At 54.0% G+C, this 25,474-nt stretch carries 23 protein-coding genes and 1 pseudogene; 8 read left to right on the top strand and 16 right to left on the bottom strand.

The features are described 5' to 3' along the window. Positions 1 to 28: 28 nt before the first annotated feature. Positions 29 to 388, bottom strand: a complete 360-nt coding sequence (locus ASD60_RS07220) for a DUF6124 family protein (RefSeq protein WP_056853341.1) — start codon at positions 386 to 388, stop codon at positions 29 to 31. Positions 389 to 851: 463 nt separating this feature from the next. Further along, on the bottom strand, positions 852 to 1,247 hold the full coding sequence (locus ASD60_RS07215; RefSeq protein ID WP_056853340.1) for a hypothetical protein: 396 nt from the start codon (positions 1,245 to 1,247) through the stop codon (positions 852 to 854). 653 nt (positions 1,248 to 1,900) lie between these two features. On the opposite strand from ASD60_RS07215, the gene ASD60_RS07210 reads away from it, so the two are divergent. The 3 genes from ASD60_RS07210 to ASD60_RS07200 all read left to right on the top strand — a co-directional run bounded on the left by ASD60_RS07210 (position 1,901) and on the right by ASD60_RS07200 (position 5,048). Beyond that, positions 1,901 to 2,554 carry a hypothetical protein gene (locus tag ASD60_RS07210; RefSeq protein ID WP_156386255.1) on the top strand — a complete coding sequence of 218 codons (654 nt, stop codon included), beginning with the start codon at positions 1,901 to 1,903 and terminating at the stop codon, positions 2,552 to 2,554. Between the two features lie 369 nt (positions 2,555 to 2,923). Beyond that, entirely contained in the window at positions 2,924 to 3,148 is a 225-nt protein-coding gene (locus ASD60_RS07205) for a hypothetical protein (RefSeq protein WP_056853338.1), read from the top strand. Positions 3,149 to 3,302: 154 nt separating this feature from the next. After that, positions 3,303 to 5,048 carry a hypothetical protein gene (locus ASD60_RS07200; protein WP_056853337.1) on the top strand — a complete coding sequence of 582 codons (1,746 nt, stop codon included), beginning with the start codon at positions 3,303 to 3,305 and terminating at the stop codon, positions 5,046 to 5,048. A gap of 392 nt (positions 5,049 to 5,440) precedes the next feature. Here ASD60_RS07200 and ASD60_RS07195 read toward each other — a convergent pair whose 3' ends face one another. From ASD60_RS07195 to ASD60_RS07185, 3 genes are all read right to left on the bottom strand, one after another. Then, on the bottom strand, positions 5,441 to 6,694 hold the full coding sequence (locus tag ASD60_RS07195; RefSeq protein ID WP_056853336.1) for a HEPN/Toprim-associated domain-containing protein: 1,254 nt from the start codon (positions 6,692 to 6,694) through the stop codon (positions 5,441 to 5,443). Positions 6,695 to 6,932: 238 nt separating this feature from the next. Beyond that, a complete protein-coding gene (locus tag ASD60_RS07190) occupies positions 6,933 to 7,328 on the bottom strand; it encodes a hypothetical protein (RefSeq protein ID WP_201783975.1) in 396 nt (131 codons plus the stop codon). Between the two features lie 315 nt (positions 7,329 to 7,643). After that, positions 7,644 to 8,384, bottom strand: a complete 741-nt coding sequence (locus tag ASD60_RS07185; RefSeq protein ID WP_056853335.1) for a GntR family transcriptional regulator — start codon at positions 8,382 to 8,384, stop codon at positions 7,644 to 7,646. 116 nt (positions 8,385 to 8,500) lie between these two features. Between ASD60_RS07185 and ASD60_RS07180 the strand changes: the two genes are divergently transcribed. Both ASD60_RS07180 and dctA read left to right on the top strand, forming a co-directional pair. Next, positions 8,501 to 9,856, top strand: coding sequence for a class-II fumarase/aspartase family protein (locus tag ASD60_RS07180; protein ID WP_056853334.1), 1,356 nt, complete (start codon positions 8,501 to 8,503; stop codon positions 9,854 to 9,856). 71 nt (positions 9,857 to 9,927) lie between these two features. Continuing rightward, on the top strand, positions 9,928 to 11,229 hold the full coding sequence (dctA, locus tag ASD60_RS07175; RefSeq protein ID WP_056853333.1) for a C4-dicarboxylate transporter DctA: 1,302 nt from the start codon (positions 9,928 to 9,930) through the stop codon (positions 11,227 to 11,229). Between the two features lie 103 nt (positions 11,230 to 11,332). On the opposite strand, the gene ASD60_RS07170 is transcribed toward dctA, so the two are convergent. The 3 genes from ASD60_RS07170 to solA all read right to left on the bottom strand — a co-directional run bounded on the left by ASD60_RS07170 (position 11,333) and on the right by solA (position 13,731). After that, on the bottom strand, positions 11,333 to 11,698 hold the full coding sequence (locus ASD60_RS07170; protein WP_056853332.1) for a histone-like nucleoid-structuring protein, MvaT/MvaU family: 366 nt from the start codon (positions 11,696 to 11,698) through the stop codon (positions 11,333 to 11,335). A gap of 78 nt (positions 11,699 to 11,776) precedes the next feature. Next, positions 11,777 to 12,556: a MetQ/NlpA family ABC transporter substrate-binding protein gene (locus tag ASD60_RS07165; protein WP_080758108.1), complete on the bottom strand. Its 780-nt coding sequence runs from the start codon at positions 12,554 to 12,556 to the stop codon at positions 11,777 to 11,779. Further along, the gene (solA, locus tag ASD60_RS07160) at positions 12,553 to 13,731 is read right to left on the bottom strand and encodes an N-methyl-L-tryptophan oxidase (RefSeq protein WP_056853331.1); all 1,179 of its coding nucleotides are present in this window, start codon (positions 13,729 to 13,731) and stop codon (positions 12,553 to 12,555) included. Before solA ends, ASD60_RS07165 begins: the two co-directional genes overlap by 4 nt. A gap of 607 nt (positions 13,732 to 14,338) precedes the next feature. Here solA and ASD60_RS07155 point away from each other — a divergent pair. Together ASD60_RS07155 and ASD60_RS07150 are read left to right on the top strand one after the other, a co-directional pair. After that, positions 14,339 to 16,519 carry a TonB-dependent siderophore receptor gene (locus ASD60_RS07155; protein ID WP_056853330.1) on the top strand — a complete coding sequence of 727 codons (2,181 nt, stop codon included), beginning with the start codon at positions 14,339 to 14,341 and terminating at the stop codon, positions 16,517 to 16,519. Positions 16,520 to 16,733: 214 nt separating this feature from the next. Beyond that, positions 16,734 to 17,177, top strand: a complete 444-nt coding sequence (locus tag ASD60_RS07150) for a GNAT family N-acetyltransferase (RefSeq protein WP_056853329.1) — start codon at positions 16,734 to 16,736, stop codon at positions 17,175 to 17,177. Between the two features lie 156 nt (positions 17,178 to 17,333). Here the strand turns inward: ASD60_RS07150 and ASD60_RS29815 are convergent. Then, positions 17,334 to 17,423 (bottom strand): annotated as a pseudogene (locus ASD60_RS29815) (DUF6124 family protein); the annotation flags it as partial. Positions 17,424 to 18,090: 667 nt separating this feature from the next. Here ASD60_RS29815 and ASD60_RS07145 point away from each other — a divergent pair. Next, complete coding sequence (locus tag ASD60_RS07145; protein ID WP_056853328.1) at positions 18,091 to 18,921, top strand: type 1 glutamine amidotransferase domain-containing protein; 831 nt, start codon at positions 18,091 to 18,093, stop codon at positions 18,919 to 18,921. A 173-nt stretch (positions 18,922 to 19,094) separates the two neighbouring features. Here ASD60_RS07145 and ASD60_RS07140 read toward each other — a convergent pair whose 3' ends face one another. Genes ASD60_RS07140 through ASD60_RS07110 form a run of 7 tightly spaced genes read right to left on the bottom strand, consistent with a single transcriptional unit; the run spans position 19,095 to position 25,389 of the window. After that, the gene (locus tag ASD60_RS07140) at positions 19,095 to 20,462 is read right to left on the bottom strand and encodes a sensor histidine kinase (RefSeq protein WP_056853327.1); all 1,368 of its coding nucleotides are present in this window, start codon (positions 20,460 to 20,462) and stop codon (positions 19,095 to 19,097) included. Beyond that, on the bottom strand, positions 20,459 to 21,121 hold the full coding sequence (locus ASD60_RS07135) for a response regulator (RefSeq protein ID WP_056853326.1): 663 nt from the start codon (positions 21,119 to 21,121) through the stop codon (positions 20,459 to 20,461). The genes ASD60_RS07140 and ASD60_RS07135 overlap by 4 nt, the downstream gene beginning before the upstream one ends. Before the next feature lie 11 nt (positions 21,122 to 21,132). Then, positions 21,133 to 21,777 carry a tetratricopeptide repeat protein gene (locus ASD60_RS07130; RefSeq protein WP_056853325.1) on the bottom strand — a complete coding sequence of 215 codons (645 nt, stop codon included), beginning with the start codon at positions 21,775 to 21,777 and terminating at the stop codon, positions 21,133 to 21,135. Further along, complete coding sequence (locus ASD60_RS07125; protein WP_056853324.1) at positions 21,774 to 22,583, bottom strand: SDR family oxidoreductase; 810 nt, start codon at positions 22,581 to 22,583, stop codon at positions 21,774 to 21,776. Before ASD60_RS07125 ends, ASD60_RS07130 begins: the two co-directional genes overlap by 4 nt. Then, on the bottom strand, positions 22,570 to 23,244 hold the full coding sequence (locus tag ASD60_RS07120) for a TenA family transcriptional regulator (RefSeq protein WP_056853323.1): 675 nt from the start codon (positions 23,242 to 23,244) through the stop codon (positions 22,570 to 22,572). The genes ASD60_RS07125 and ASD60_RS07120 overlap by 14 nt, the downstream gene beginning before the upstream one ends. Then, a complete protein-coding gene (locus ASD60_RS07115; RefSeq protein WP_056853322.1) occupies positions 23,241 to 24,722 on the bottom strand; it encodes an AMP-binding protein in 1,482 nt (493 codons plus the stop codon). Before ASD60_RS07115 ends, ASD60_RS07120 begins: the two co-directional genes overlap by 4 nt. Beyond that, positions 24,712 to 25,389 (bottom strand): thermostable hemolysin, encoded by a 678-nt coding sequence (locus tag ASD60_RS07110; RefSeq protein ID WP_056853321.1) that lies wholly within the window; start codon positions 25,387 to 25,389, stop codon positions 24,712 to 24,714. Before ASD60_RS07110 ends, ASD60_RS07115 begins: the two co-directional genes overlap by 11 nt. Positions 25,390 to 25,474: the final 85 nt, after the last annotated feature.

The raw sequence follows: 25,474 nt of genomic DNA, 5'->3' as shown, positions 1-25,474 counted from the left end.
TTTTTGGGGGACTTCGCTGATTATGGGATCACAGCGGCGGATCAATCTGATCCAGTACGCGGTTCGCCGTGATCTCCGCCAGCATGATGCTGTTGGAAATGCCCAGAAGCGCATTGCGGTCGCCACCCTCCAGATGATCGACCAATTGATGCACCATCACATCCACCGAGGCCAGCGTCTCCACCAGATACACCATCAGGGTTTCAGTCTTGACCTCGGGGTCTACCGTAAACAGCGTGCTGACTGTGCGCGGCGTGGCTTTGATGTCGGCCGTCGAGGGGAAGTGGGAGTTGAGCGCGCGCTCGGCGGCGTCGTTGAGAGTCTTTGGATCGGGTTCGTAGGGTGACGTGGGATCGGTTTCTGGCGGATTCGGCGTGGGTTTGATCATGATGAAACTCCTTGTGTATTTAAAGGAGTCATCACCCTTGCTACCAAACGAAGGGTGGTGACCATACGAAGGTTGGTAGACCGGCACACAAGGCAAACCCGGCGCGCCCGAAGGCGCCCTGCGCATGGCCACCATAAGACAGGTGTCGAAAAGCACCTGCAAAAGGTGACGCTGTGAGCCTTGTGGTGGCCGGGCTACCAAACCCGATCGCTGTTTTTTTCAGCGACCGGCAAACAATAGAACCCAGCCCCAAGACGCACAAGCCGGCGGATTCTGGCGTAACCGTAGGCAACGGCGCAAGGTTTTGTAGCTTTCAGGAAAAAAGCCTGAGGACGTTTAAACACAAACCCCACATCGACGTTTAAAAACGCCAAACACTCACCTGTAGGAGCGAGCCTGCTCGCGAAAAGAGCCAGAGCGGACGGTGCCGCTCCAGCCGGAGCCCCCGTGGACCTGCCTCGCGTCACGGATTGAGTTTCAAATGCGCATTGACCCGCCCGTTTTTTGGATCAACAAACCAGAACTCATTATTAGCTACTTTCACCTGGCTGCATTCCGTTGGGTAGCCTTTGGGTATGACGCAAACAACACCCTCGTTAAGTGTCCAGCGTTCCTTCTCGGGAGGGTCAGGTGCCATTTGAAAAATGTCCGTTCCATCGGGCGAAAACAAAATCGAATACGGACGACTGCCCTCCCGAGTGGTGCCATACAGCTTCTTGTTCATTAACGTGCCGTGGATTTGCTCGTCATTTAACGTGACGGCGTTTGCCGGCACAGATGGCGGTTGATAAGCGCTACTGCTTGCGCATCCGGCGAGAAAAATCAACGAGGCGATCATTCCGAACTTTAAGAAAGTCATGCCGCATCTTCCTTGTATTTGCCGAAAAAATTTTCGGTAAATCAAAGCTTAGTCAACGCGTTTGACCCACCCCGATGCAGGCGCCCAACGGTTGACGGTGAGGTGCACACTTCTACTTTTTGTTGGCATTCGTTAGGTATGGGGCCGATAGTGGGTGTTGTAGACAGGCAGCGATCGGCCAGAAACGGACGCTCGCGAGTAATCGCTTTCGACCCAAAACAGACGTTGTCAAATTATTCAATCGGTGAGACACAGACTCAGATGGGAGGCTGTGTCACAAAAGCTTTCGATCCAAGCCTCATTATCAGGTTCGATTCGGTCTAGGGATCTCGGGGTCATTCAGCTCCGCATCCTCTAGCGGAAGGTCTGACTCTCTCCTTGGACTCAAAATATTTAACACCGCGGTACGTGTATGCTGACGCAAGATTTTTAACGATTATTCCCTTCGGTCAACTGATGGCCGAGCACTATCGGCATGAGCAGGACTTGGGACAATGATTCTTTCGAATTCAAGGTTCAAAAGAGAAATGGATAACTCTGGATACAGGCCTCCGACTAAGCACGCCAAAGTCAATTTCGCAATAATTCGTTGCTTGAGAGACACAGGTGATGGGGATTACGTAGCAGCTCGGCTAGCAGCTAGACATCGACTAGTGCCTCAGTTTTTGTGGTCAGCGGAGCAGGCCCTAGAGAAATACCTAAAAGGCATTCTCACCCTTCACCGTGTAAGCGCTCTAACTATCGGGCACGACATATCGAAAGCCTTGACGCTGATAGAAACAGAACTTGGGTTTGAAATCCCTCTTACTCCGCGGCAGAAGGAAGTATTTGAGGCAATCGCCGAGTGGGAGTCTGATAGATATTTTCTGAATCACGCTGGCGTGATGGGCCATGAACTGCATTATTTGGATCAGATGGTCTGGCGGATTCGGCAGTACTGCCAGCCTTTAGATGTTGTGCACTATGCCGATGAGCCGTCTCGCTCCGTACTGGAGCAGAACGTTAAAGCGATACAGGGGCGGGAAATGACTGCTCCGCGGGAAGGCGACCTAATTGGGGGGCGTCTGGAAAAGATGCTAGTGGACAAGAACGACCCTGCCAGATCGGCTTTGGTCTGGAAGAATCTAATGTTCAGCACGAGCACTCGCAAGAAGGTGAGTCGTAGAAATCATATGCACATGAGCAATGCGCCTCTATGGCTTGCCCCTGATCTGATCGATGACGTCGCTAAGCTTTTAAAAGTGCCCAAAGCACTCCAAGAAGAGTACCGTCAACTGGCGAAAAAAAGAGCGCTGTGGCAAGACTAGTTTCAACCAGGCTGAATGACGCCTTTTTATAAGCATACTATGATCATTTCTGGCGTTTTCTGCCTTTCGCGACAGGCAGAAATCGGCCAGGAGCGGACGTTCAAGGGCGACCGGTGTTGACCAAAAGCGGCTTCCAAACAAAAAGTTGATCATGGTCGAAAGTCAGTTAGGGCACCTGTCCAACGAAGGCAATTAGTCGATGGATGTGAGTTGAATCAGCCCCGTGCTGGTAGCGGCAGACCTTGGTGGACCTACACCCCGAGAAGCTCTGTAGCTTCGAATTAATGCCCTATCATTCGTGTGTTGAGCTGTGGCATGCTGGCACGACGCCAACCAAGAAGGCATAACGCCACGTTCAGGGAGACGAACATGTCAAATATTAGGAACATCATCAGCGACTTCAGGTTTGAAATTAGCGCGGGCACCCGCAAGTGTGATGCTAAAAGCAGCCATACAATATCCAAAGGCGAAAAACATTTTGCTTATGAAAAGGTCCCGGGTCAGCGCCTAAATATTTGCATGGAGTGTGCGCCTGCGATAATAAAAAAAGCACAAGAAGAATTGGAAAAGATTGTCGAAGAGCTACAAAAGTAATTTACTCCAAATGCCTAAAAAAAGTTTGGCCACATACAAGGGGCTAAACAATCTTGCCTAGCCTGTCTTCTTGTTATTAATATTCCTTGATTCTAAATATTGAACAACCCTCCAAAACAAAAAAAACGATAAGAAAAAAGCATCGGAGTGAAATATGACGATCAGGTCTATCCACATTGAAAATGTAAAGGGCATTGAGAATCAGCTATTTGAGCTTAATATAATCCCAAACAAACCTTCTTTACTTGTCGCGCCTAATGGCTTCGGGAAAAGCTCCTTCGCTGCAGCCTTTTCAGGCCTCAATTCTGTACGCTTGACTCTGGCTAAAGAACACATACATCAAGGCAATGAAGATCTACAACCCAAATTATCCATAACTATCTCCCAAGATGATTCAGTTGCTACATTAAGCGCTGACGGAACAACGAACGCTATAAGTGACAGATACGACGTTCACGTTATAAGCAATAGGCTAATAGCCAAAAGTACAAAAAGAAACATGGGAAATTTCACAACTGCTTCGGCATCAATCGCAATTGATCCATTTGTACTCGTCGCCCGAATCCCGACCAAAACAAATTTCTTGTACAGCTTTAGGCAGACAAAGTCGACTTTTGGCGCAAATGCAAAGATACTGAGAAATATTGATCAATTACTAATAGCTCCCGAGTTTATAGAAGAAATTCAAAACTTATATCTCCTTTTGGACAAGTACTCAGGGATTCGCATTCAGCAAAAAGTAAGCTCCATAATTGGAAGAATCAATCAAGAGACTGGCACTGCCGACAGCCTACGTTTATGGGCCACTAATCATATAGCAGAAGACCTTGGAAACATCGAATGCATAAACACAGTTTCCTCATTGCTAGCCAGAATCGACTCAACTCAGCAAGATAGAATTGATACGCTCCTGAACGCTTATCAAATATGTTTAAATTACAGCCAGGACAAAGAAACCTTTAAGAAAGCTTGTAAGTATAGATCGTATCTCAATGATAAAGTCAGGTACGAAAAAGTTATAAGTTCTTTTGATACAACATGGAAAAACATTCGCCCAACAGAGTCGGGAGGAAAGCTCATTGTAGAATTCCCAGCGGCATCCAATATATCAAATGGGCAACGAGACTCACTGTGCTTTGCGGTGTGGCTTCAAAAAGTAAACAACGCACAAAATCGAAAGGACTGCATACTAGTCATAGATGAAGTATTTGATTACTTAGATGACGCAAACCTTGTGGCGGTGCAATATTACATATCAAACCTTATAAAAGAAAAAAAATCTCTAGGGCAAAAAATATATCCACTCATCCTTACCCACTTGAACCCTATTTACTTCAAAAATTTCACATTCAAAGATCAAAAAGTTTATTTTCTCAAAAAATCTAAACCTGCTTTGAATGAACATTTCAAAAAATTGATTGTTAAGAGGTCTGATCCTGCAATTTCTTCTGGTGTAGATAGATATCATCTGCATTATTACCCTTCAGTTATAAACTTAAGAGCGGAGTTTCAATCCCTCGGATTAAAAGAGACATGGGGGGACTCAACAATATTCCATACACATACACACGGTGAATGGCAGAAGTACTTAAACGGCAGCGATGACTATGATCCATTTGCGATTTGTTGTTATGTTCGAGTAAAAATAGAAAATATCCTTTTCGGAAAAATTACCTTAGAGGCTGATAGAAATACTTTTCTAACAACCAATGGAACAAAAGCAAAATTAGATATTGCAGAATCCGCTGGCGTGGAGGTGAACGAGACACTCTACTTGCTCGGTGTAATTTACAATGAAGGGATGCATGTAAAAGAACATATTGATAACAGCAGCCCTATAGTTGCAAAGCTAGAAAACCTGACTATTCGTAAAATGCTTATTGAAAGCACTAGCGTTTGAGTAAAAAAAAGCACGTACATCACCCCTAATTTCGTAGGCGTCGACTGACCGCTTTTGGCCGAGACTGTGTAAAAACGTTTTTGAGCGTGACAGGTAGTCAAAACCGGACTGAAAATCGCGTTTCTACGCGAAATCCACATCTGCTGACGTGCCGATAAATTCCAGATTCAACGTAGACGCGCACACTTCAATTTTGGCGAAGCGTTTTTACACACTTTTGGCCGGTAGCGGCCGCTTGTGAACGTCAGCTAATGGCCGTTTTCGGCCAACAGCTGCCGGCGGGCAACGGCAGAATCCGGTTATACAAGCCAGAAAATAGGAGACTGTAAGAATTTCTATGTATCACAAATCGCAATAAAGTTAACTTCGAACTTATTCAGTTAAGCCTACTACTACTCTACGTAATGCTTTTGCAATTTCGTAGCCTCAGCCGTTATTGCATGCAAGAGGCGTTCTAATCGTAACGTATCATAATCATCTTTACGTAAATCATCTATCGATTGACTTAGAAAATATCGCATATAAGTTTCTTTATGCTCAAGCGCGCCCTGCCAAGCATCTACATCTTTCTTATAATTGCTCCATCGGACCACTGCCGGAGGTTGATTGGGGAGTCGTAGGTCAAGATAACACTCTATTGAAGCTGCTCGCCCATTAATGTCCGATTCTCGTGTTCCCTCCGGACCTATCGCAGGAAATTTGAGTAGCGTATCGTCTTTTGGAAGAATCATGGCACGCATATTAGAGGGCATCGCTAGTTCCTTAAGGCGCATCATTGCATCAACACCCTCGGCATCATTGTCGAGAATAAATAACACTTTATTTTGAATATCTATTCTCACTAGGCCTTCTGCGAATTTTACTAAGTTACCAGTCCCCCAAAAAGGATGCCTCTCATCAACGTCAACAAAACGAAAAAAATCTTCCAAGTCAGGACATAATGCACTGAATGCCCTTTTGATTATGCGAGAGTCAGTAGACCCTTCAGTTGCGACTAAAATGGTCTTTGAACGGATTGCGCCTGGCGTGAAGTCCTCACTTGAAGCCCAGCCAGCCTCTACAAGAGGTCCATAATCCCAAACGACTTTCGCGTTTATATTATTTTCGCTTTGCCCGAACACTTGCAGCATAGAGTAGGCACTTAGACAGCAGATCCTTGACGCGAAATAACTTTTTTCCGACCAGTATATATCGCCGCCAAAGACAGGCAGTTTATTAATATCAGCCTCGACCTCCTTAAACCGCCCCATAACACCACGGACACAATTACCATCGACCTCAATGTAATTATCATCAAGAGACTCAATGGAATAACGACCTACAAACTCACAGAATTCGTCGAACGACATAGTGCCATTAAAATCCTTCCCAACACGTACTGCAATATCGTCATACTCGGTCAACAGTGCATCGTATTCCGCTCGGGCTGCTTCGATTGTGCTCCCTAATAAATTCAACCGAGGTATTACTCTCAATAACGGACGAGCTAAAGCATCATATCCATAACTGTCTTCCTCATCGTCGTTATCTGCTTTTATCCATACCCGATCACCCTCTTGAAATAACGAGCGGTGATCGGCACCAGAATTATTTTTTGCCCAGTCAACGGTCACGCCGCCGACGTCGAGACTGATGACTGTACCCACGATGCACCTTCATAATTAATGTTCTTGGTTAATCTTCGAATCAACCCGCGAACAATCAATTTTTCGGAGCCGTACTGGCTTCGCAGAGTATGATCGCGGAGATTACCGTATCGGCGACAGTTTGGCGGCCAAAGAAGCTCAGGACGATTGGCTCCATTCAACGATACCTACAAGCCGGTACAGGTCACATATACCGGAGTTGTTGGCCTAACCCTATTCTGACCTGCCAACTGGTGCCTCAATCGGTGTAGTGATACGTCCGCCCTTCCATCTCAGATAAGGGAGTGAGTGTCACGTTGAACCTCTTGAAAAGGGCGAAAAAATCGACCAATGCCATATCTACGGATACCTTACGCACGGCGATTGGCTCATCAGCTGGAAGCGCGGCGATTTGTGCTACAACGTTGTCAAAGCCGCGCGTTTCAATGATCAAGAAAGATACGTATACCGGGTCACGATGAACACCGTGATTTTCACCAACGCTAAAGTCGATGCCGACTACAAATTCGCCATCGGAAATGTAACCTTCGTGGCGAAGCCATTCCGAAGGACCACCCTTGTCGGCTCGGTCAGCAGCAGCACCACCCTTTAAATCACTGTATTGCGTCGAAGCCTGCAGAGTCTCCACAGTCATATACTTTTCCTTTTGTTTATGGTGAGCAACGCATCAACTCTAACAGAGACAGTCGGAAAGATGGCAGACCGGAGATAAGTAAATATTCCTCTGATTCACCCAAAAAACTCGCTCAGAATAAAGCCTCCCCCACTCAAAATAGTTTTCGTCAGATCGTTCGCGAGTGTTGGATGGCATGCAGGTGTACTGAATCACTCCGTATTTTCCAGACAGTCCGAGTGTCGAATTCTGGCCGTTTCGGCCTTTCCAGAATGACGGCTTTTGGCCGAATTCTGCCTGTCGTGAGGGGCAGAAATCGGCCAATAGCAGTCACTCCTAAGGAGTCAGAGTCTTTTCTCTACGCATCTGAGTGACCAGCGTAAACCTGTCTTGAGGGTGGGTGGTTTCCGACACCACCATCACAGCCCCCGCCTCATCACGATACTGGCGAAGAATGTTCAAGCCCGGAGAACCGGCTTCAGCATTGAGGCTCTTGGAAATCTCCGGCGACAGCAGTACCGCACGTACCTGCTGATCCACCACATCGATGTGCCGACCAAAATGCTGTTCAATCAAAGCGGCAATCAGTTCGTCAGGATGCTGCTCGGCCAATTCAATGACCTCAGAGTAAATATCCTGGGCGTACACGTCAGTCCAGCACAGTGGCGCACGCAGATTTTCCTGGTCGACCCGGATGCTCGACACACAAAAGTAATGCTCGCCAGGTTCCAGGCCCAGGCGTTTGGCCAAGGCGATGTCGGCCACAAAGTGCTGCACGCTCTGAATACTGCGCACTTGGGTTTCGGCCAGATGAACCAGGTCTGATACCGAGGCCAGCGACTGCGAATACCCGCCCTTTGGTGTGGCGGACTCAACCCGCGTGCCCACCCGTTTTCGCCGTGACACCAGCCCTTGGTTCTGCAATTGGGTGATGGCGGCACGCACCGTATGGCGGCTCACGTCATACAGCTCGCACAGCTCGAACTCCGTTGGCAGCAACGTACCTACAGGAAATCTCCCGCTGGAAATCCCCTCCATCAAGTCTTTTGCAACGACCGCATAGCGCGTCTGGTTCATACCTTTCATCAGTCCGAAGCGTTCACCGAGTTGACAGTGTATCAGTGAGCACGTAAAAATTATGTACGGACATATCAAATATGTCCGATCAATAACAAACATATCAGGATTACCTCATGTCCAGTACTGTCTTCGACTCCGCCCTCTTTCGCGACATGTTCGGCACCGCCGAGATGCGCGGTGTGTTTTCCGACAAAGCCTTGATCGAACGCTACATCGAAGTGGAAGTGGCACTGGCCCGCGCCGAAGCACGCTGTGGCGTAATCCCGAGCCAGGCCGCCGAACAGATCGCTGAACTGGCGACCTATACCTCCCTCGACTTGACGCTGATGCAGCACGAAACCGAAATTGTCGGTTACCCGATCCTGCCGTTGGTTGAACAACTGTCGAAAAGCTGTGGCGAAGCCGGCCGCTACGTCCATTGGGGGGCTACCACCCAGGACATCATGGACACTGCTGTTGTGCTGCAAGTGCGCGCGGCGCTGGCACTGGTCGAGCGCGACATCCAGGCTGTACGCGGCTTGCTGGCCGACCTGGCCAAACGCTACCGCGATACCCCGATGGCTGGCCGTACTCACCTGCAACACGCACTGCCGATCACCTTCGGCTACAAATGTGCCGTGTGGCTGAGCATGTTCGACCGTCACGCCGAGCGCCTGGTGGAGTTGCGCCCGCGAGTAGAGATCGGTCAATTCGCCGGCGCGGCGGGCACGTTGGCGTCATTGGGCGACAAGGGTCTGGAAGTCCAGGAAGCCCTGATGGCAGAACTGGGTCTGGGCGTTCCGCAAGCCACCTGGCATGTCGCGCGTGACGGCCTGGCGGAAACCCTGAACTTCCTCGGGCTGGTCACCGGTTCCCTGGGCAAGGTTGCCCTGGACGTCATGATGATGATGACCAGCGAGCTGGGTGAAGTGTACGAACCCTTCGTCAAAGGTCGCGGTGCGAGCAGCACCATGCCGCAGAAACGCAATCCGATCTCCTGTGAATTGATGTATGCCGCAGCCAAAGGTGTGCGTCAGCACGCAGGCCTGATGTTGGATGCAATGATTCAGGACTTCGAACGCTCCACCGGCCCTTGGCAGGCCGAATGGATCGCCATTCCTGAAGCGTTCGCCTTGAGCGCGGCATCCCTCGGCCAGGCGAAGTTCATGCTCGCCGGCCTGGAAGTCCGCACTGAGCGCATGCGCAAAAACCTCGACATGACCCAAGGTCTGATTGTGGCTGAAGCCGTGATGATGGGGCTGGCCCCAGCGCTCGGACGCCAGGTGGCGCATGACGTGGTGTATGCCGCCTGCCGCATGGCTAACGATGAAGGCACCAGTTTGCTTGATGCGTTGCTCGCTCAGGGCGAAGCCACCGCACAACTGGATATCGAGGAACTCAAGCGCCTGACCGACCCGTCTAACTATTTGGGTCTTGCGCCGCAGATGGTAGATATCGCCCTCGCTCGTGAGGGTAGCGTCAAACGCTGATTGTTTCGGGGCTCGGCAGCATCGAGCCCCTCTGCCTACCGCTCGCAAATAACAACAACGAGACTGCAGACATGACCACTATCAACAAAAAGCCGTTCTACAAAGACCTGACCTTCCAGGTCATTGCCGCCATGGTGCTGGGTATTGCCTTCGGCTTCATGGCTCCGGAACTGGCGGCCAAGTTCAAGATCCTCGGCGATATCTTCCTCAAGCTGATCAAGACTGCCGTAGCTCCTTTGGTGTTTTTTACCGTTGTTCATGGCATCGCCTCGGCAGGCGATATCAAGCGGGTTGGCAAGGTCGGCTTGCGCGCGCTGATCTATTTCGAAATCGTTTCTACCATAGCCTTGGCCATCGGTCTGCTGTGGGGCAATCTGCTGAACATCGGCTCGGGCATGCACGATGCTCATCCGAGCAGCGCGACGGCAGCGGCGGCCAGTGCGGCAGTCGCCAAGGGTCACGCACCTGCCTCGACGATGGATTTCATCTACGGGATTTTCCCGGACAACTTTGTCGGTGCCTTCGCTGGCGGACAACTACTGCAGGTGCTGGTGATCTCGGTACTATTCGGCTTCGCCCTGCTGGCCCTCAAGCCCGAGCGTCGCAGCGTGATTGAGGACGGCTTGAGCCGCGTCTCCGAATGCTTCTTCGAGTTCATCAACCTGATCATGAAGTTCGCTCCGCTCGGCGCCTTCGGTTCGGTAGCCTACGCCGTCGGCAGCAATGGCAGCGCGGTGCTGATGTCGCTGGCCAATCTGGTGCTGATGTTCTACGTCAGTGTCGCGTTCTTCATTTTCGTGGTGCTGGGTGCCGTCTGCCGTATTTCAGGCTTCAGCCTATGGCGATTCCTCAAGTACATCAAAGATGAGATTTTCATTGTCTTGGGAACGGCGTCCTCGGAAAGCGCCCTGCCACGCCTGCTGCAGAAACTGGAAAAATTCGGTTGCTCCAAGCAGAGCGTCGGTTTGGTCTTGCCTACCGGTTACGCCTTCAACCTCGATGGCACCTCCATTTACATGTCGCTCTGCGTGTTGTTCATCGCCAACGCCTACGGCGTGCCGATGAGCTGGGAGCAACAACTGGGTACTATCGCCATCATGCTAGTCACGTCCAAGGGTGCAGCAGCGGTTTCCGGTGGGAGTTTCGTTGTGTTCGCCGCCACGGTGACGGCAATCGGCGTACTGCCAGTGGAAGGACTGGCATTGCTGTTCGGGGTGTATCGCTTCATGTCCATGGCCATCGCGACCTGCAACACCATCGGCAACAGCGTAGCGACCGTTGTGGTGTCGAAGTGGTCGGGGGAGTTTACCGAACAGACTGCCAAGGCCGAATACAAGAGAGTGTTTGGGCGTAATCTGGAGGCAGCGCTTTAACGGATCTAAGGTGGTAACTGAAAATACCAACACCCTAGATTGATTAAAAATCGATAACAAAAAAGGGCCCTCGAAGGGGCCCTTTCTTGTACTCAAACCATACTCACTTGGTCAGCCAAGACTCGACTGTTTCGGAGCCGTGCTCAGCTTTCCACTCTTTCAAAGTCTTGTGGTTGCCGCCTTTGGTTTCGACGACTTCACCAGTGTGAGGATTTTTGTAGACCTTCACCTGGCGAGGTTTGCGGCTACCAGACTTGGACTCGACTGTCGGTGCGCGACGACCAGACTTCGGATCAAGCAGGTTGATCACGTTCGGCAGGCTGTAGCTGTACTCGGCAAGCAGGGCTCGCAGCTTGGTTTCGAATTCGATTTCTTTCTTGAGGCCAGCGTCACCCTTCAGGGCTTCGAGCGCTTGAAGCTGTTCAGCCAAGTGTTTTTCGAGCTGACGGAATTCTGCGAGCTTGGACATGAGAGGTCTCTAGTTGGTTAGTCTCCTAACCGTACACTAAATAAAAAAAAGTTTGTAATTGGCGTAAGCCTACTTTCGTCAAAAGGCAGGCACGACATCGCCGTGATAGCGCTCAAGGATGAACTTCTTCACTTCAGGCGAATTGAGCAACGCGCCAAGTTTCAATACGGCCGGAGCGTTCGCCTTGTCGCGACGTACGTACAGGTAATTGGCGTACGGTGACTCCGAGCTTTCAATAAACAGAGCATCCTTATGAGGCTCAAGCTTCGCTTCCAGCGCGTAATTAGCGTTGATCAATGCCAGGTCGACCTGGTTAAGCACGCGCGGTAGCATGGCCGCTTCCAGCTCCTGAAATTTCAGGTGTTTGGGGTTGCTGACGATGTCGAGGCGAGTAGCCATGATGTTATCGGGATCCTTGAGGGTAATCAGGCCTTGCTTGGCGATCAGCAGCAGCGCACGACCGGAGTTGGTCGGGTCGTTGGGAATGGCGATGGTGGCGCCATCCTTGAGCTCACTAATGGATTTGATCTTTTTCGAATAGGCACCGAACGGTTCGATGTGCACGGCCACGATTGGCACTTGATCGCTGCTTGGGCGATCTTTTTTATACGCCTCGTAGTACGGCTTACTCTGGAAGTAATTGGCGTCCAACAAACCTTCATCCGTTTGCCGGTCTGGCTGGATATAGTCAGAGAAGACTTTGACATCCAACGTCACCCCTTCTTTGGCAAGCTCAGGTTTGAGGAATTCCAGGATCTCGGCATGGGGCACAGGCACCACTGCGATTTTCAGGGTTTCGGCATAGGCAGAACCCATGGCTGCGACGAGCAGTGCAACGGAGAGAGCGACGCGTTTCACGATAATTTACCTTCGAAGCGTTTCAGGGAAAAAGAAGAGAGATCCAGGTCGGTCGAGCCGCGCATGCACCACTGCGCAAACGCCTCGCCAAGTGCAGCGGAATGTTTGAAACCGTGGCCGGAACAGGCTGACACCACCAAGGTGTGCAGCAACGACGGATGCTCGTCGATGATGAAATGGCGATCCGGCGTAACGGTGTAGGCGCAGACAGCAGACTTGACCACCTTCGAGGTAACACCGGCGATGCGGCTGTGCACCTGGTGCTCATACATGTCCTGCTCTTCGGCAGCCGAGACTGTACGATCCATTGATTGTGGCAACGAGGTAGTGTGGTACTGCGCGGTAGCGATTTTCAGGCTGCCCTCGCCGTGTAACGCGGGGAAGCCATAATTGATTTTGTCGTCGCCGCGACCGTGGGTGAGGATAAACGTCGGTGAGTGGCCCACCAGCCCGGCGCTCTCCTCCAGCTCGAACCAGAACAGCTTCTGCCGGTAGACACTGAGCAGGCTGTCAAACGGCTTGCCCAGCAATTCGCTGCTCCAGTTGCCGGCGCTGATCACTAGCTTGTTGGCAAAGAGCGTCCGCAAGTTCGTGGTGACTTCAACACCCTGCTCATTCGAGCTAATCGCGGTGACGGTCTCGCCTTTGTACAGGATCGCGCCGTGCTGTTCGGCCAGCTTGAGCTGCACGTCGATGCAACGTTCAGGGCGTACAAAGCCTCCACCAGGCTCGAAATAGCCGATGGCATTGTCGTGCACGTTGGCAAACTGGGGAAAGCGCTGGCGAATCTGCTCGGCGGACAAGACTTCGTGCTCGATGCCATATGTCTGCGCCAAGCCGATGGTACGCAAGGTGAAGTCAGTTTTGTCGTTGGGGTCAAACTCGGGACTCGAGGTCAGCGCCAGTAGGCCCGACTGTTCGAACAGCGACTCCCCCGACAATTCCTCAAGCGCGCGCCAGATGCGGTGGGAGTTGCGCACGATGGGAACGTACTGCGCGCCCTCACCGACCGAAAGCCTAGTAATACGCGTATCGCCGTGGCTAGAGCCCTGATTGTGAGGTGGGTGATAGCGGTCGATACCAACAACACTCACACCGGCCTTCGACAACTGATACACCGTTGCAGCGCCCATGGCACCCAGGCCCAAAATCGCAACATCACACCGCTCGGACATCAGCTCTCACCTGTCAAAAAGAAGCTAGTTGAGAGTGAAACAGATTAAGAATCAACATCTAAAAGAGCATATGCATATTCTAAATCACGTGCAAGCAGCCGCACTGCCTCGAGTGTTTTATCAGAAAGGCGTCAATACTTCGCGTTTGATCATCGTCAATTCTGATCACGACGCGACGAGTTTAAAGCTGTCATAAGTGGCATAAAGCAGGCAGTGGATTTCTAACGGGACACCATACAGACGGAACTCGACCCTGGTGAATCGTTTGCGGGATCACCATTTACAGGGATAGGCAGACCTCGCGTTATTGAACTCGACTCCCAAGTGTCTGGCGGAGCTTTCATGCTTCGTATAACTCAGCAGTACGTAATCTTTAGGACGGTCAATAGCAGTCAACCTCTACACCCTCTAACTTGCACCCCTCACACATTTTGGGAGGCCTTCCCGGATTTTTCATGCCCGCATAGAAATCAGCAAATGTGAAAATTTTGTTAACTAACTGACTCGTAAAGCTTTCTTCAAGACACTCGATCTGACATGCTAATGCGAATAGTTCTTACACGCACTCGCATCAGATTCGTTTTGTATCACTTGGGGAAGCAGATTGATGTCGTTTCACACCATTCACCGCCGTTCGAACCTTTCTCCTAACCTGTTGGCACTGGCTATCTGCATGGCCAGTATCACCACCGTCTCAGCGGAAGAAGCGCTTCAGACAACGTCCGAAAATGCCGCCCCGTCCAGCACTCTAGAGCTCGGCGCCACCGAAATCGGTGCCACTCAACTGGGCAGCACTACGGAAGGTACCGGCTCCTACACCACTGGCCCCATGCAAACCGCGACCAAGCTGCCGCTGACCATGCGTGAGACCCCTCAGGCGGTGACCGTCATCACCCGGCAACGCATGGACGATCAGGCCATGACCAGCATCAACGATGTGGTGAAGGCCACACCAGGCCTGTTTTTGGACTTTTCCAGCGGCCCCGGCCGGCAGACCTACTCGGCGCGTGGTTTCGACATCGATAACCTCATGTATGACGGTATCCCGAGTGGCTACCAAGGTTGGACGGTCGGCGCCCAGCCGAACCTGGCGATGTTCGACCGGGTCGAAATTGTGCGCGGTGCGACCGGGCTGGTCACCGGTGCAGGAAACCCTTCGGCGGCCATCAACCTGATACGCAAGCGGCCCCTCGCCGAGCAGAAGGTCACCTTGACCGGTGCCGCCGGCAGCTGGGACGACTACCGTGGCGAGATCGACGCTTCCAGCCCGCTTAACGACAGTGGCACCTTGCGCGGGCGGGTAGTCACTTCGTACCGAGACGCCAACAGCTTCATTGATGATGTCGAGGAAGATCACGGCCTGTTCTACGCGGTCACTGAAGCAGACCTGAGTGATGACACCACCCTGACCCTGGGTTTCTCCCACCAGAAAGACAAGACCAACTACTTCTGGGGCGCCTCGATGATCGGCCTCGACGGCCACCACCTGAACCTGCCGCGCTCGTACAACCCGGGTACCGACTGGGAGAACAAGGATCAGGAGATCAACACCATTTTCGCCGAAGTGCGTCAGCGCCTGGCCAATGACTGGAATCTTCAGGTCAACGCCAACTACTCTGAACAGAACGCGCTGTTCACCGGTTCTTACCAGTCGCGCTGGGTCAACAACACGCTGGCCCGAACCGTCTACCAGTCGGCCCACGATGAAAACCAGGCCGGCGTGGACGCCTTTGTCAGTGGCCCATTCGAAGCGTTCGGGCGGACACACGAGCTGGTGGTGGGTGCCAGCAAGCGCATCTACGACATGACCACCCACAACTACGACCCGTACGACACCAACTGGCCGATCAACGCCGGCAAGCCAAACTTTGTCCACACTGACAATAGCCGCGAAGTCACCACCCAAGACGGCGTGTACATGACCACTCGCCTAAGCCTGGCCGACCCGCTGAAGCTGATCCTTGGCGGACGTCTGGATTGGTATGATTACGACAACCGTGACGGCGATGGAGACTACAAGGTCACCCGCAACGTCACCCGTTATGCAGGCTTGATTTACGACCTGGACGACCATCATTCGGTCTACGTCAGCTACAGCGATATATTCACTCCACAGAGTTCTAAAGACACCTCCGCGACCCCCGTCAAGCCGATCGTCGGCAAGAACTACGAGGTCGGCATCAAAGGCGAATACTTCGACGGTGCGTTGAATGCAAGCCTGGCCTTGTTCCGTGTCGACCAGGAAAACCGCGCAGTGCAGGTGTTCGTGGAAAACTGCCCACAGTCTTCCTGCTATGAGGCCTCAGGCGAGATTCGCAGCCAGGGCATCGACTTTGAATTGCAAGGCGCTCTTACCGAAAATTGGCAGATCGGCGGTGGCTATACCTACGCCCGCGTGCACACCATCAAGGATGACGCCAACCCGCAGACCGTGAACCAGCGCTTTGACACCGATACCCCTGAGCACCTGTTCAAGCTGGCCACCACCTACCGCTTCCAAGGCCAGCTGGAGAAACTGCGCGTCGGCGGCAACGTCTCCTGGCAGAGCCGTATGTACAACGACATCGAGTTGCTCGATGGCAGCAGCTACCGGCTCAAGCAGGGTGCCTACGCCGTTACCGATCTGATGACCGGTTACCAGGTCAACCAGAACCTAGACCTGCAACTCAATGCCAACAATATTTTCGACCGCAAGTACTACTCCTCCATCTCCAACTCCGTTAGCTATGGTGGCGACAGCTACGGTGCCCCGCGCAATTTGATGCTGACCGCCAAGTACAGCTTCTGAGTTATCTAGGCGCCGGGATGCGCCGCGCTGCAAACAGCACAGAAAGGGACGCACGTTAAGCCTGCTCCCTTTCTGTGCGGTGGTCGTAAGTTGAACGTGATTTTTGCCGTCACTACCACTTGAAAGCGGTCGATAACCCCGAACATCACAAAGCCGGATTTCCGCGTCATATCACGCGGTAAATCCCCATGCTCAACACGCAGGAGGCGTTCAGATGACCCTCATTTTGAGGCAAGCCCACGTGACCGATCTTCCTTCGATATACCGGGGAGAGCAGGACTACATTCGGTCTTGGGAGCCCACTCACGAAGATACCTGGCGGCTACAGTTGGAGCGTCACCTCACTCGATGGGTTGAAAACTTCGATCGATTGACGGTTGCGATCATTGACGAGCAGTTTGCCGGTTACTCGTTGTGGACACCCGAACAAGATTACGCGGAGCTCTGCACCATCAACGTCAGCCAGGTCTACAGGCGGAACGGCGTTGGCCTATCGCTGCTCAACGCTTACGCGGCCACCGCTAAGCAAAATGGATTTGCTTATCTGCGTTTAAGCGTGCGACCCGATAATCCAGCCGCACTCATGTACCAGAGAGCAGGCTTCTCATGCATGGAAACCGATTCCCATGGTTACCTCCGGTATGAGCGACTGAGCTGATCAAGGCTGTGATTTGCTCAGTTGCCAGAGTAGGCGACCGTCCACTTTTGCCCGTTCTCTGCCGAGTATGGTGCTGGTGAATTCCGAGGCAATCGGTGGTCAGAATGAAAAAAATGAAAAAGGGGACAGATCTATTTTTAGAATAATAAATTCGTCCCGCTCGGCGGCGTCGTTGAGCTTTTTCGAGTCGGATTCGTAGGGGGAAACTGGATCGTTTTCCGGGGGATAGGGCGTCGGTTTGATCATGATGAAACTCCTAGAGAAATGGAGCTGACACCATTCGCTGCGAAACGAAAGTTAGGTGGCAACTGTACGCGGGTTCGCAGACCAGGACTCTAGGAACCTGGCAGACCCGAAGGTCTCCCACGCACAGCCGCCATGACATGAGAGGCAGACCTGACGATCTGCTCAGGGACGGTAGACGATGTGCGCCTAGAGATTACCGGGCTGCGAAACCCGATCACTGATGTGCAGTGACGCGAATCAAGTTACCGAGCAGCCCCAAGACGCACAAGCCGGCGGATTCTGGCGTAACCGTAGGCAACGGCGCAAGGTTTTGTGGCTTTCTGGAAGAAAGCCTGAGGACGCTTAAACACAAATCCACAACGACGTTTAAAACGCCAAACAACGCGCCCGCAGGAGCGAGCCTGCTCGAGATCGAAACAATTGAAAAATGTATTGTCTACGCGTGCATATCAATGTTTTTCGCCCCCTCCTGCTGTTCATTTCATTTGCGAATTGGTTGAAGCTGCCATTACTGCGACGGCCAACACAACCCAGCACTGATTTTCGGCGCCAACGTTCCCTACAATTGATTACTCAATGTAATAAGTGAAATTCAATTATTGGTCTCTACCACCGCCAGATCTAGCAATAAGATGACTCCATCAAACCATCCCTGCTGGAGCATCCCGTGAAAAAAACCATTATTGCCGCCCTGCTCGCCGCTGCCACTAACTATGCCAATGCCGGCACGGTATTGGTTGTCCTGTCGGATCAGGCTCAACTGGACCTGAAAGACGGTAAGGTCATGCAGACAGGTTTCTTCCTGAACGAATTAATGCAACCGGTGCAGACTTTCATTGCCGCGGGTCAAACCGTTGTATTTGCCACCCCTAGCGGCAAGGCGCCAACGGCGGACGAGAAATCCAATGATGTGAACTTCTGGGGCGGCGATGAAAAGGCCCGTCAGGAAAGTCTCGCGCTGCTGGCCACGCTGAAGCTGACCTCGAAGAGCGACTCGCCAGCAATCAGCTTCGCGCAGGTTCAGAAAATCGGCTACGACAAGTTCGATGCCGTATTCGTGCCTGGCGGCCATGTCCCGATGCAGGATCTGCTCAAGGACAAGCAACTGGGCCAACTGCTGACCAACTTCCATGAAAAAGGCAAAGTCACCGGCTTCACCTGCCATGGCACCATAGCCATGTTGTCGGCGATCCCGGACGCGCGCGGTTTTGTCTCTGCGCTGGAATCGGGCAAGCAGCCGGCAGCGCCAGCCAACTGGATTTACAAGGGCTACAAAGTCACCGCCTTCACCGACGCGGAAGAAGAGCAGGCCAAAGGTTTCCTCGGTGGCGGTCATATGAAACTGTTCCCGCAGGATGGCCTGATGGCAGCCGGTGCGAACTTCTCCGAAGCCAAGCCATGGAGCGAGAACGTGGTCGAGGATCGCGAAGTCATTTCCGGCCAGAACCCACAGTCGGCCAAGGCAGTCGCCGTGGCCATGCTGGCGAAAATGAAGTAATCCCAGCCTGGTTGCAGGTGCTGCGGGTCAATCAGCTTTGGCTCCAGCACCGCCGTCTCTGCCGACACGCTGGAAGCTTGGGCGTCGGAAGACGACGCCCGCATTGTTCGCTCAGGCCCAAGGGCTCGCACCGCACCGGAGAGAAATCGGCCATCGAAACATGAAAGGCCGGGTCAGAAACGACAAATCTCCAATGTTGCGCGCAGTCCTGCAGGGATACGATTCTCTAATCTGATTTGCCCTCCCAAGCGTTCCGCAATTGTCTGAACGATAGCCAGCCCCAAACCTGCACCCTGGTCGTTTCCGCGACTGTAAAAACGCTCGAAAAGTCGATCGCGATCTTCTTCGTTGATTCCCGGCCCCTCGTCTTCGACGCTGAGTTCGTAGCGATTGTCCTTTTTGCTCAGCCTCACCGTGATCACGCCATGCAGCGGGGAGAAATTCGCCGCATTGGTGACCAGGTTGTTCAAGGCAATATCAATGACAGCCGGGTCTACTCTCACAGGCTGGATGTCGGCGGTGACATCGAAAACCAGTTCGAGCTCCTTGCTCAACAACCAGGGCGTCAACTGAACAAGGCTCTCACGAACGGTGGCAACCAGATCGATCGGCGCGGGTGTTTGCGTGCCTGCCTGGGGTTCGATGCGGGCCATCGTGAGCAATTGATTGACCAGCCGACTGGTACGGTCCACGCCAGCGATGAGGTGTTCAAGTGATGTGCGACGATCAGCTTCGCTCCCTGCCTCCAGTAGGTTCTGCGCATGGACCCTGAGCACGGCCAGTGGTGTGCGCATTTCGTGGGCGGCGTCAGCGACGAATCGTCGCTCACGCCCCAGCACTTCCTGAATCTGCGCGAGCATTCGGTTGAGCGCTGCCTGCATGGGTTCAAGCTCCGTGGGCAACGGCGTAAATTGCAAGGGCTCGAGCGAGCCAGGGTGCCTGGCCCGTAATGTCGCGGCCATGTTGACCAGCGGCTGCAAGCCCCAGCCAATGGCCAACCAGATCATGGCAGCCAGCATCAGGCTTCCCAGAATATTGGGCCACAACGTATGGCGCACAATTCGGTCGACCAGGTCCGAGCGGACGTCGTCTCTCTCCCCTACCCAGATGCGCAAACCGTTTTGCTTGTCTTCGAGCAGAAAGGCACGCCAGCGGCGATTGCTCAAGTCGACGACATCGCTGAAGCCTGGCGTCCTTGGCGGTGGGTTGAAAGACGGCGCGCTAGCGGTGTGTACCAGTACTTCGTTACTGGCGTTCCAGACTTGAAAGGCAATCTTCGTCTCGTAGGGATGGCCGTCGACCCTTGGCACCGCTTCGCTCAGGGCCTGATTGAAAGCCTGGTACAAATCAGCATGTTCTTTGCCGGTCATGGGCATGCGCATCACGCCTTGCAGCAGCCGGGCGTTCTGGGCCAGTTGTGCGTCATAGACTTCGGCGATTTCGTGGTTGCTGTCGTGCAGGTTGAGCAGGCTGATCACGGCCAGGCCGGCCAGCATCAGGCCGATGATCAGCGTCAGGGTGCGCCGCCTGATCGAAGTCATCCGCGCTCCTCCACCAGATAACCGACACCACGGATGGTGCGGATCAGGTCGGTGGAGAATTTCTTGCGCAAATGATGGATGTGAACTTCCAGCGTGTTGCTTTCGGCTTCCTCGCTCCAGCCGTACAGCAGTTGCATCAAATGGTCGCGAGTCATCACCCGCCCGGGCGGCGAAAGCAGTTCGTGCAGCAGTTGGTATTCCTTGGGCGTCAGGGCCACGGGCTCGCCCTTATAGCTGACTTGCTGAGTGCCGGGATTAAGGCTGATGCCCGCGTGCTCGATCGTCGATTGCGCGCGCCCGGCGCTTCTGCGCAAAAGCGCACGCAGGCGAGCTTTCAATTCCGCCAGGTCAAAAGGCTTGATCAGGTAATCATCGGCCCCGGCATCCAGCCCGGCGATACGGTCTTCGGTGGCATCGCGCGCGGTAAGGATCAGCACCGGCAGGTTGGAGCCACTGTCACGCAAACGCCGCAATACCTGCAGACCGTCCATGCGCGGCAGGCCGAGGTCGAGCACCACCAGATCGAAGGTTTCGCTGAGCAGCGAATGCAATGCGCTGCTGCCGTCCTGCAACCAGTCGACGGTGTAACCCTCGCGACCCAGGGATTGAGATATCCCTTCGCCGAGGGCCACGTCATCCTCTATCAGTAATAAACGCACATGGACTCCTGTCAGCCAAGTTTCTTGTTTACGTCCACCAACAGTGCTTCGATTTCCTTGCGACGCCCGGCATCGGCGGTTTCGCGTCCGGGTCTAGGCGCCGCCAGCAGTGCTTTTTGTAGCGCAGCCCTGGCTTCAACGTAACGCTTTTGACGGTAGAGGTGATCACCCCAGAAGTACAGGCTATCGATACCATTGGGGTTCATGCGCAGGGCCAGTTCGAGAAACTCCCCGGCTTTGTCCGAGTCGCCAAAACCGATGGGCCATCCCGGTACACGATCATACAGCGCGCCGAGGCTGGTGTAGGCTGAGCCCTGCAGCGCTTTGGGGTCAATCGCCAGTGCCTTTTCCAGATCGGCCTTGGCTTCCTTGACCTTGCCCAGCGCCCCCAGCCCTCCCTGGGCACCGGCCCAACTGCTGGTGACGATGCCGGACCAAATCCACGCTTCAGCAACCGATTGGCGCTCCTGAGTGAAGCGTGAGGCTTGTGCAGCGAGCTTTTCGAACGCGGCGGTTCGCTGCCCTTCCGGCACTTCGTACTGAATATGTGCCCAGCTTTGCTGGATATCGTTCAGGCGCTGCTGATCGGCAGCGTCCAGCGCCCAGGCGCCCTGGCTGAAGGCGCCAAGCAGCAGGCATGCGATGATGTATTTCATGGTTTGAGATTCTCCTGGTCTGTTTTCTGGCTCAAGCGGCGGATCAGCGGCAATTGCTTGCGCAAGCCACGGTCCACCAGGTGCGGTAGCAAACTGTTGAGGTGCACGAAAAAACGTTCCGGCCATCCCAGGTACAAGTCGCGACGGTCACCGGCAATGGCATGAATCACCGCGGTCGCCACGGTTCGCGGATCGTCGACATTGGCCTTGAGCGCATCGTTCAGCGCCTGGGCTGCCGGACTGTGCATGCTGGTGCGGGTGGCTCGCGGGGCAACGTAGAGGACGCTGACCCGCGTGTCGGCCAGCTCCCGGCGCAGGGCTTCGGAAAACCCGCGCAGGGCAAACTTGCTGGCGCAATAATTGGCGTATCCGGCGTAGCCAATGGAGCCATACGTCGAACCGACGTTTACCACCATGGCGCTGTCAGCTTGCTTGAGCATCGGCAGCAGGATTTTGGTCAGACAGATCGGCGCGCTGATGTTCACCGCCAACATCGCGTTGATCTCGTTGTCATCGAGTTGTTCGAGCATGGCGAAATGATTGACGCCGGCGGCATTGATCAACAAGTTGATGCCGCCCATGCTTTCGGCTTCTGCCTGTACCTCCCGGCGCTCGGCGGCGACGGTCAGATCGGCGCCTACCCAGCACAGATTATTCGGGTAGCGTTTAAGCAACGCATCCAACGGCTCCCTATGTCGAGCCACCGCCAGCACATGGGCACCACTGGCACACAGGGCGGTGGCGATGGCCAGGCCGATGCCACCGCTGGCACCGGTCAACACGACTCGAGCTTCAGACAGGCGCATGGCGGTTCTCCCCGTCGCCCGGCAAGCCACGGAACATGTCGGCGTATAGCTTATAGACCACTTTCGATGCATGAATGACGGCGGCCTGGTCATCCGGATCATCCAGGGTGTCCATCAGTCGCCGGTAGGTCTGCATGTGCTCGATATCCAGAGAGCCGTGGGAACTGAGGTAGCTGAAGGCGCTTTCCGGCAGGTCCAGGCGTTCGCGAATGCTGCTGGCGGCGTGGGTGGCCAGGGCAATGCTGGTGCCTTCAAGCACATTGACCATGCCGAACAGTCCTACCGGGTTGTCTCGGGCAATCAGGTCGTAAAGGAAACCGACCATCAATTCGATAGGCAAGGACGGGCGGCCGTCGCGCACGGCATCCCTGTCACCGCCACAAGTCTCGATGTCATCGAGTATCCATTTTTCATGACCGTACTCATCTTCGATGTATTCGCACACCGCTTCACGCAGCCATTCCAGGCGCAATGGCAGGCGTGCACCGCAGGCCATCATCAACGGCACGGTATGGCGTACGTGGTAATAGGCCTGCGTCAGAAAGGCCCGGTAGCTTTCGAGGCTGACGTTGCCCTGCAACGCATTGCGAATGATCGGCAGGTTGAACAACGTCAAGCGTTCTTGGTGAGTGGCTTGTTGCAGGGTTTCAAAAAAACTCATGGCGCGGATTCCTCGGAAAATGCAGATTCGCTCAGTTGCGCCCGGTAACGCTCGACGATGGCGTCCCGGCGGGGTCGACCATTGGCTGTCAGCAAGCCATTGGTGGCGGTGAACGGTTGGTTAAGGCGAGTCCAGTGGTGGACCCGGGCGTAATCGGGCAAAGCCTCGTTGGCCTGGGCCACGGCGGCGGCCAGTTGTTCGTCAGTGCAGTCGGGATGATGGGGCCAGAGCAGCGCATGGTTGCGTGGCATGGCTTCGCCGTAGACGAAGGCCTGGGCGATATGGCGGCGCTGGGTCAATTCGGCCTCGACCCATTCGGGGTTCACATTGCGCCCGAAACTGGTGACGAATTGATGCTTCTTGCGGCCCTTGATGTATAGAAACCCGTCGGCGTCGAACTCACCGAGATCACCGCTGGGCCACCACTGGGCGGTATTCGGTGCGTCCCCCAGATAGCCCAGCAGGGTCGCCCCCTTGATCAACACTTCGCCGTCGTCGGCCAGGCTAATCTGCACATGGGACAATGGCCGCCCGACACTGCCGAGACGCCGTGCTTGCGGACGATTGAGACACACCACCGACGCACACTCCGACAACCCGTAACCTTCGTAGACCGCAATGCCCACACGCTCGGCACGCCGCAGCAAATCTTCGCAAACCCGGGCCCCTCCCACGGCGGCAAAACGCAAATGCCGGGGATCAAAGGCTTTCTGCTCGGCAGCGCTGACCAGTATTAGCAGCAGCTGTGGCACCAGAATCAGACTGTGAGGGCATCGACTGGCCAGGCATCCCAGCAGCAGCGGTACATTCACACCGCTGGCGCCTTGAATACCCAGTGTCTCCTGGCTTGGCAGACTCAAGGTGGCACCCGCGTACAACGCGGCATAACAACCAATGTTTTCCAGCAAAATGGCCAACGGCAGCAGGGCCAGGTGGTGTTGCGGATCGGTAGGCTTGCTGGCTTGGTCCAATTCGCGGGTGACCCGCAGAATACTCTCGGCGCTCAAGCACACACCTTTGGGGGTACCTGTCGTGCCCGATGTGAACGTCAGTTTGGCAGTGCCCTCAGGCAAACGGCTCGGGCTGTTGAAAGCGCGACACCAGAACTCGCCACTCTTCTGGTAGCCCGCTGCTTGCAGTTCCTCTTGCAATGAAGGCTCGGCGATCACCCGTTCGGCCTGGCTTTGTTCCAGGCAATGTTGCCGTTGCGCCGGGCTGAAAAACGGCGGCAAGGCCACACAGGTCAAGCCTTCAAACAACGCAGCCAAGTCCCAGAGCATGGCGTCGATGCCATTGCCCAGTGCCAATGCAAGCACTTTGACGTGCTCATCGCGCAAGCGCTGCTGGCGATGAACAACCTCTGCATACAGCGTGGCATAGTCCAGCTTTTGCTGATCGTCCCATAGCGCGGTGGTATTGGATTTTCGCTCGGCATGGTTGCGCAGGGTCAGTTTGAAACGTTCCACTTCAGGCGACATGACAGGCCCCCTCCATGGACGTTGGCAAGCCCAAGCGGCTAAACAGACCTGTGTTGCTTAAATGAACGAACCCGGCCCGAATGTTGCCAACGTGGACCCAAGGTTTGCTTTCGTAGTAACTGCCCCAGGCGTGGCGGTCCTCGCCCAGCCGCGCAGGGTCGGCGGCACACAGCGTCACTGGCTTCAAACCCAAGCGATGAAAACTGTTTACCAGCCCCAGGTTTCCAGTAAATGCCACCCACTCAAGACCGCCCCTGGCCAGCAGATAAGTCATCGCGATAATGCTCAGCCGAGCACTTCCTGTGCTGCTGGCCGCCAGATTGCCCACCTCGACGATACCCGAACGGACTATGGCCTGATCCGCGGCAGCACTGATCAGCGGATCAATCGCTTCATCCAGATAACCCTCGAGAAACAGCGGTCCGTCGCTTGCCAGACGTACACCCACCACCGCATGCAGCGCGCCGAGCGCATCGCTCATGCCAAACAATTGCGGCATGAAATGGCGAATGTCGGCACCATGGGCCTGGCGAAAACGTTGCTGGATGAAACTTTCGAAGGTGCACCGTTGCGGGTCGTCGGGCAGTGCTCTGACCAGACGCATCTGCGGCGTTTCGGCTTGGCCGAAATGCAGCGGCAACTGAACACTCCAGTTGAAATCGGACATTGAAAGACACCTCCCCCGGATCAATTTGGGAGAAGTATCAAACGCATTTCTTAACGAAGTCTGAAGGTGAAAAAAGTTTGACCAA

This window comes from Pseudomonas sp. Root562 (assembly GCF_001427125.1).
Classification (GTDB): Bacteria; Pseudomonadota; Gammaproteobacteria; order Pseudomonadales; family Pseudomonadaceae; genus Aquipseudomonas.
This window is presented reverse-complemented; position numbering and strand designations above follow the sequence as displayed.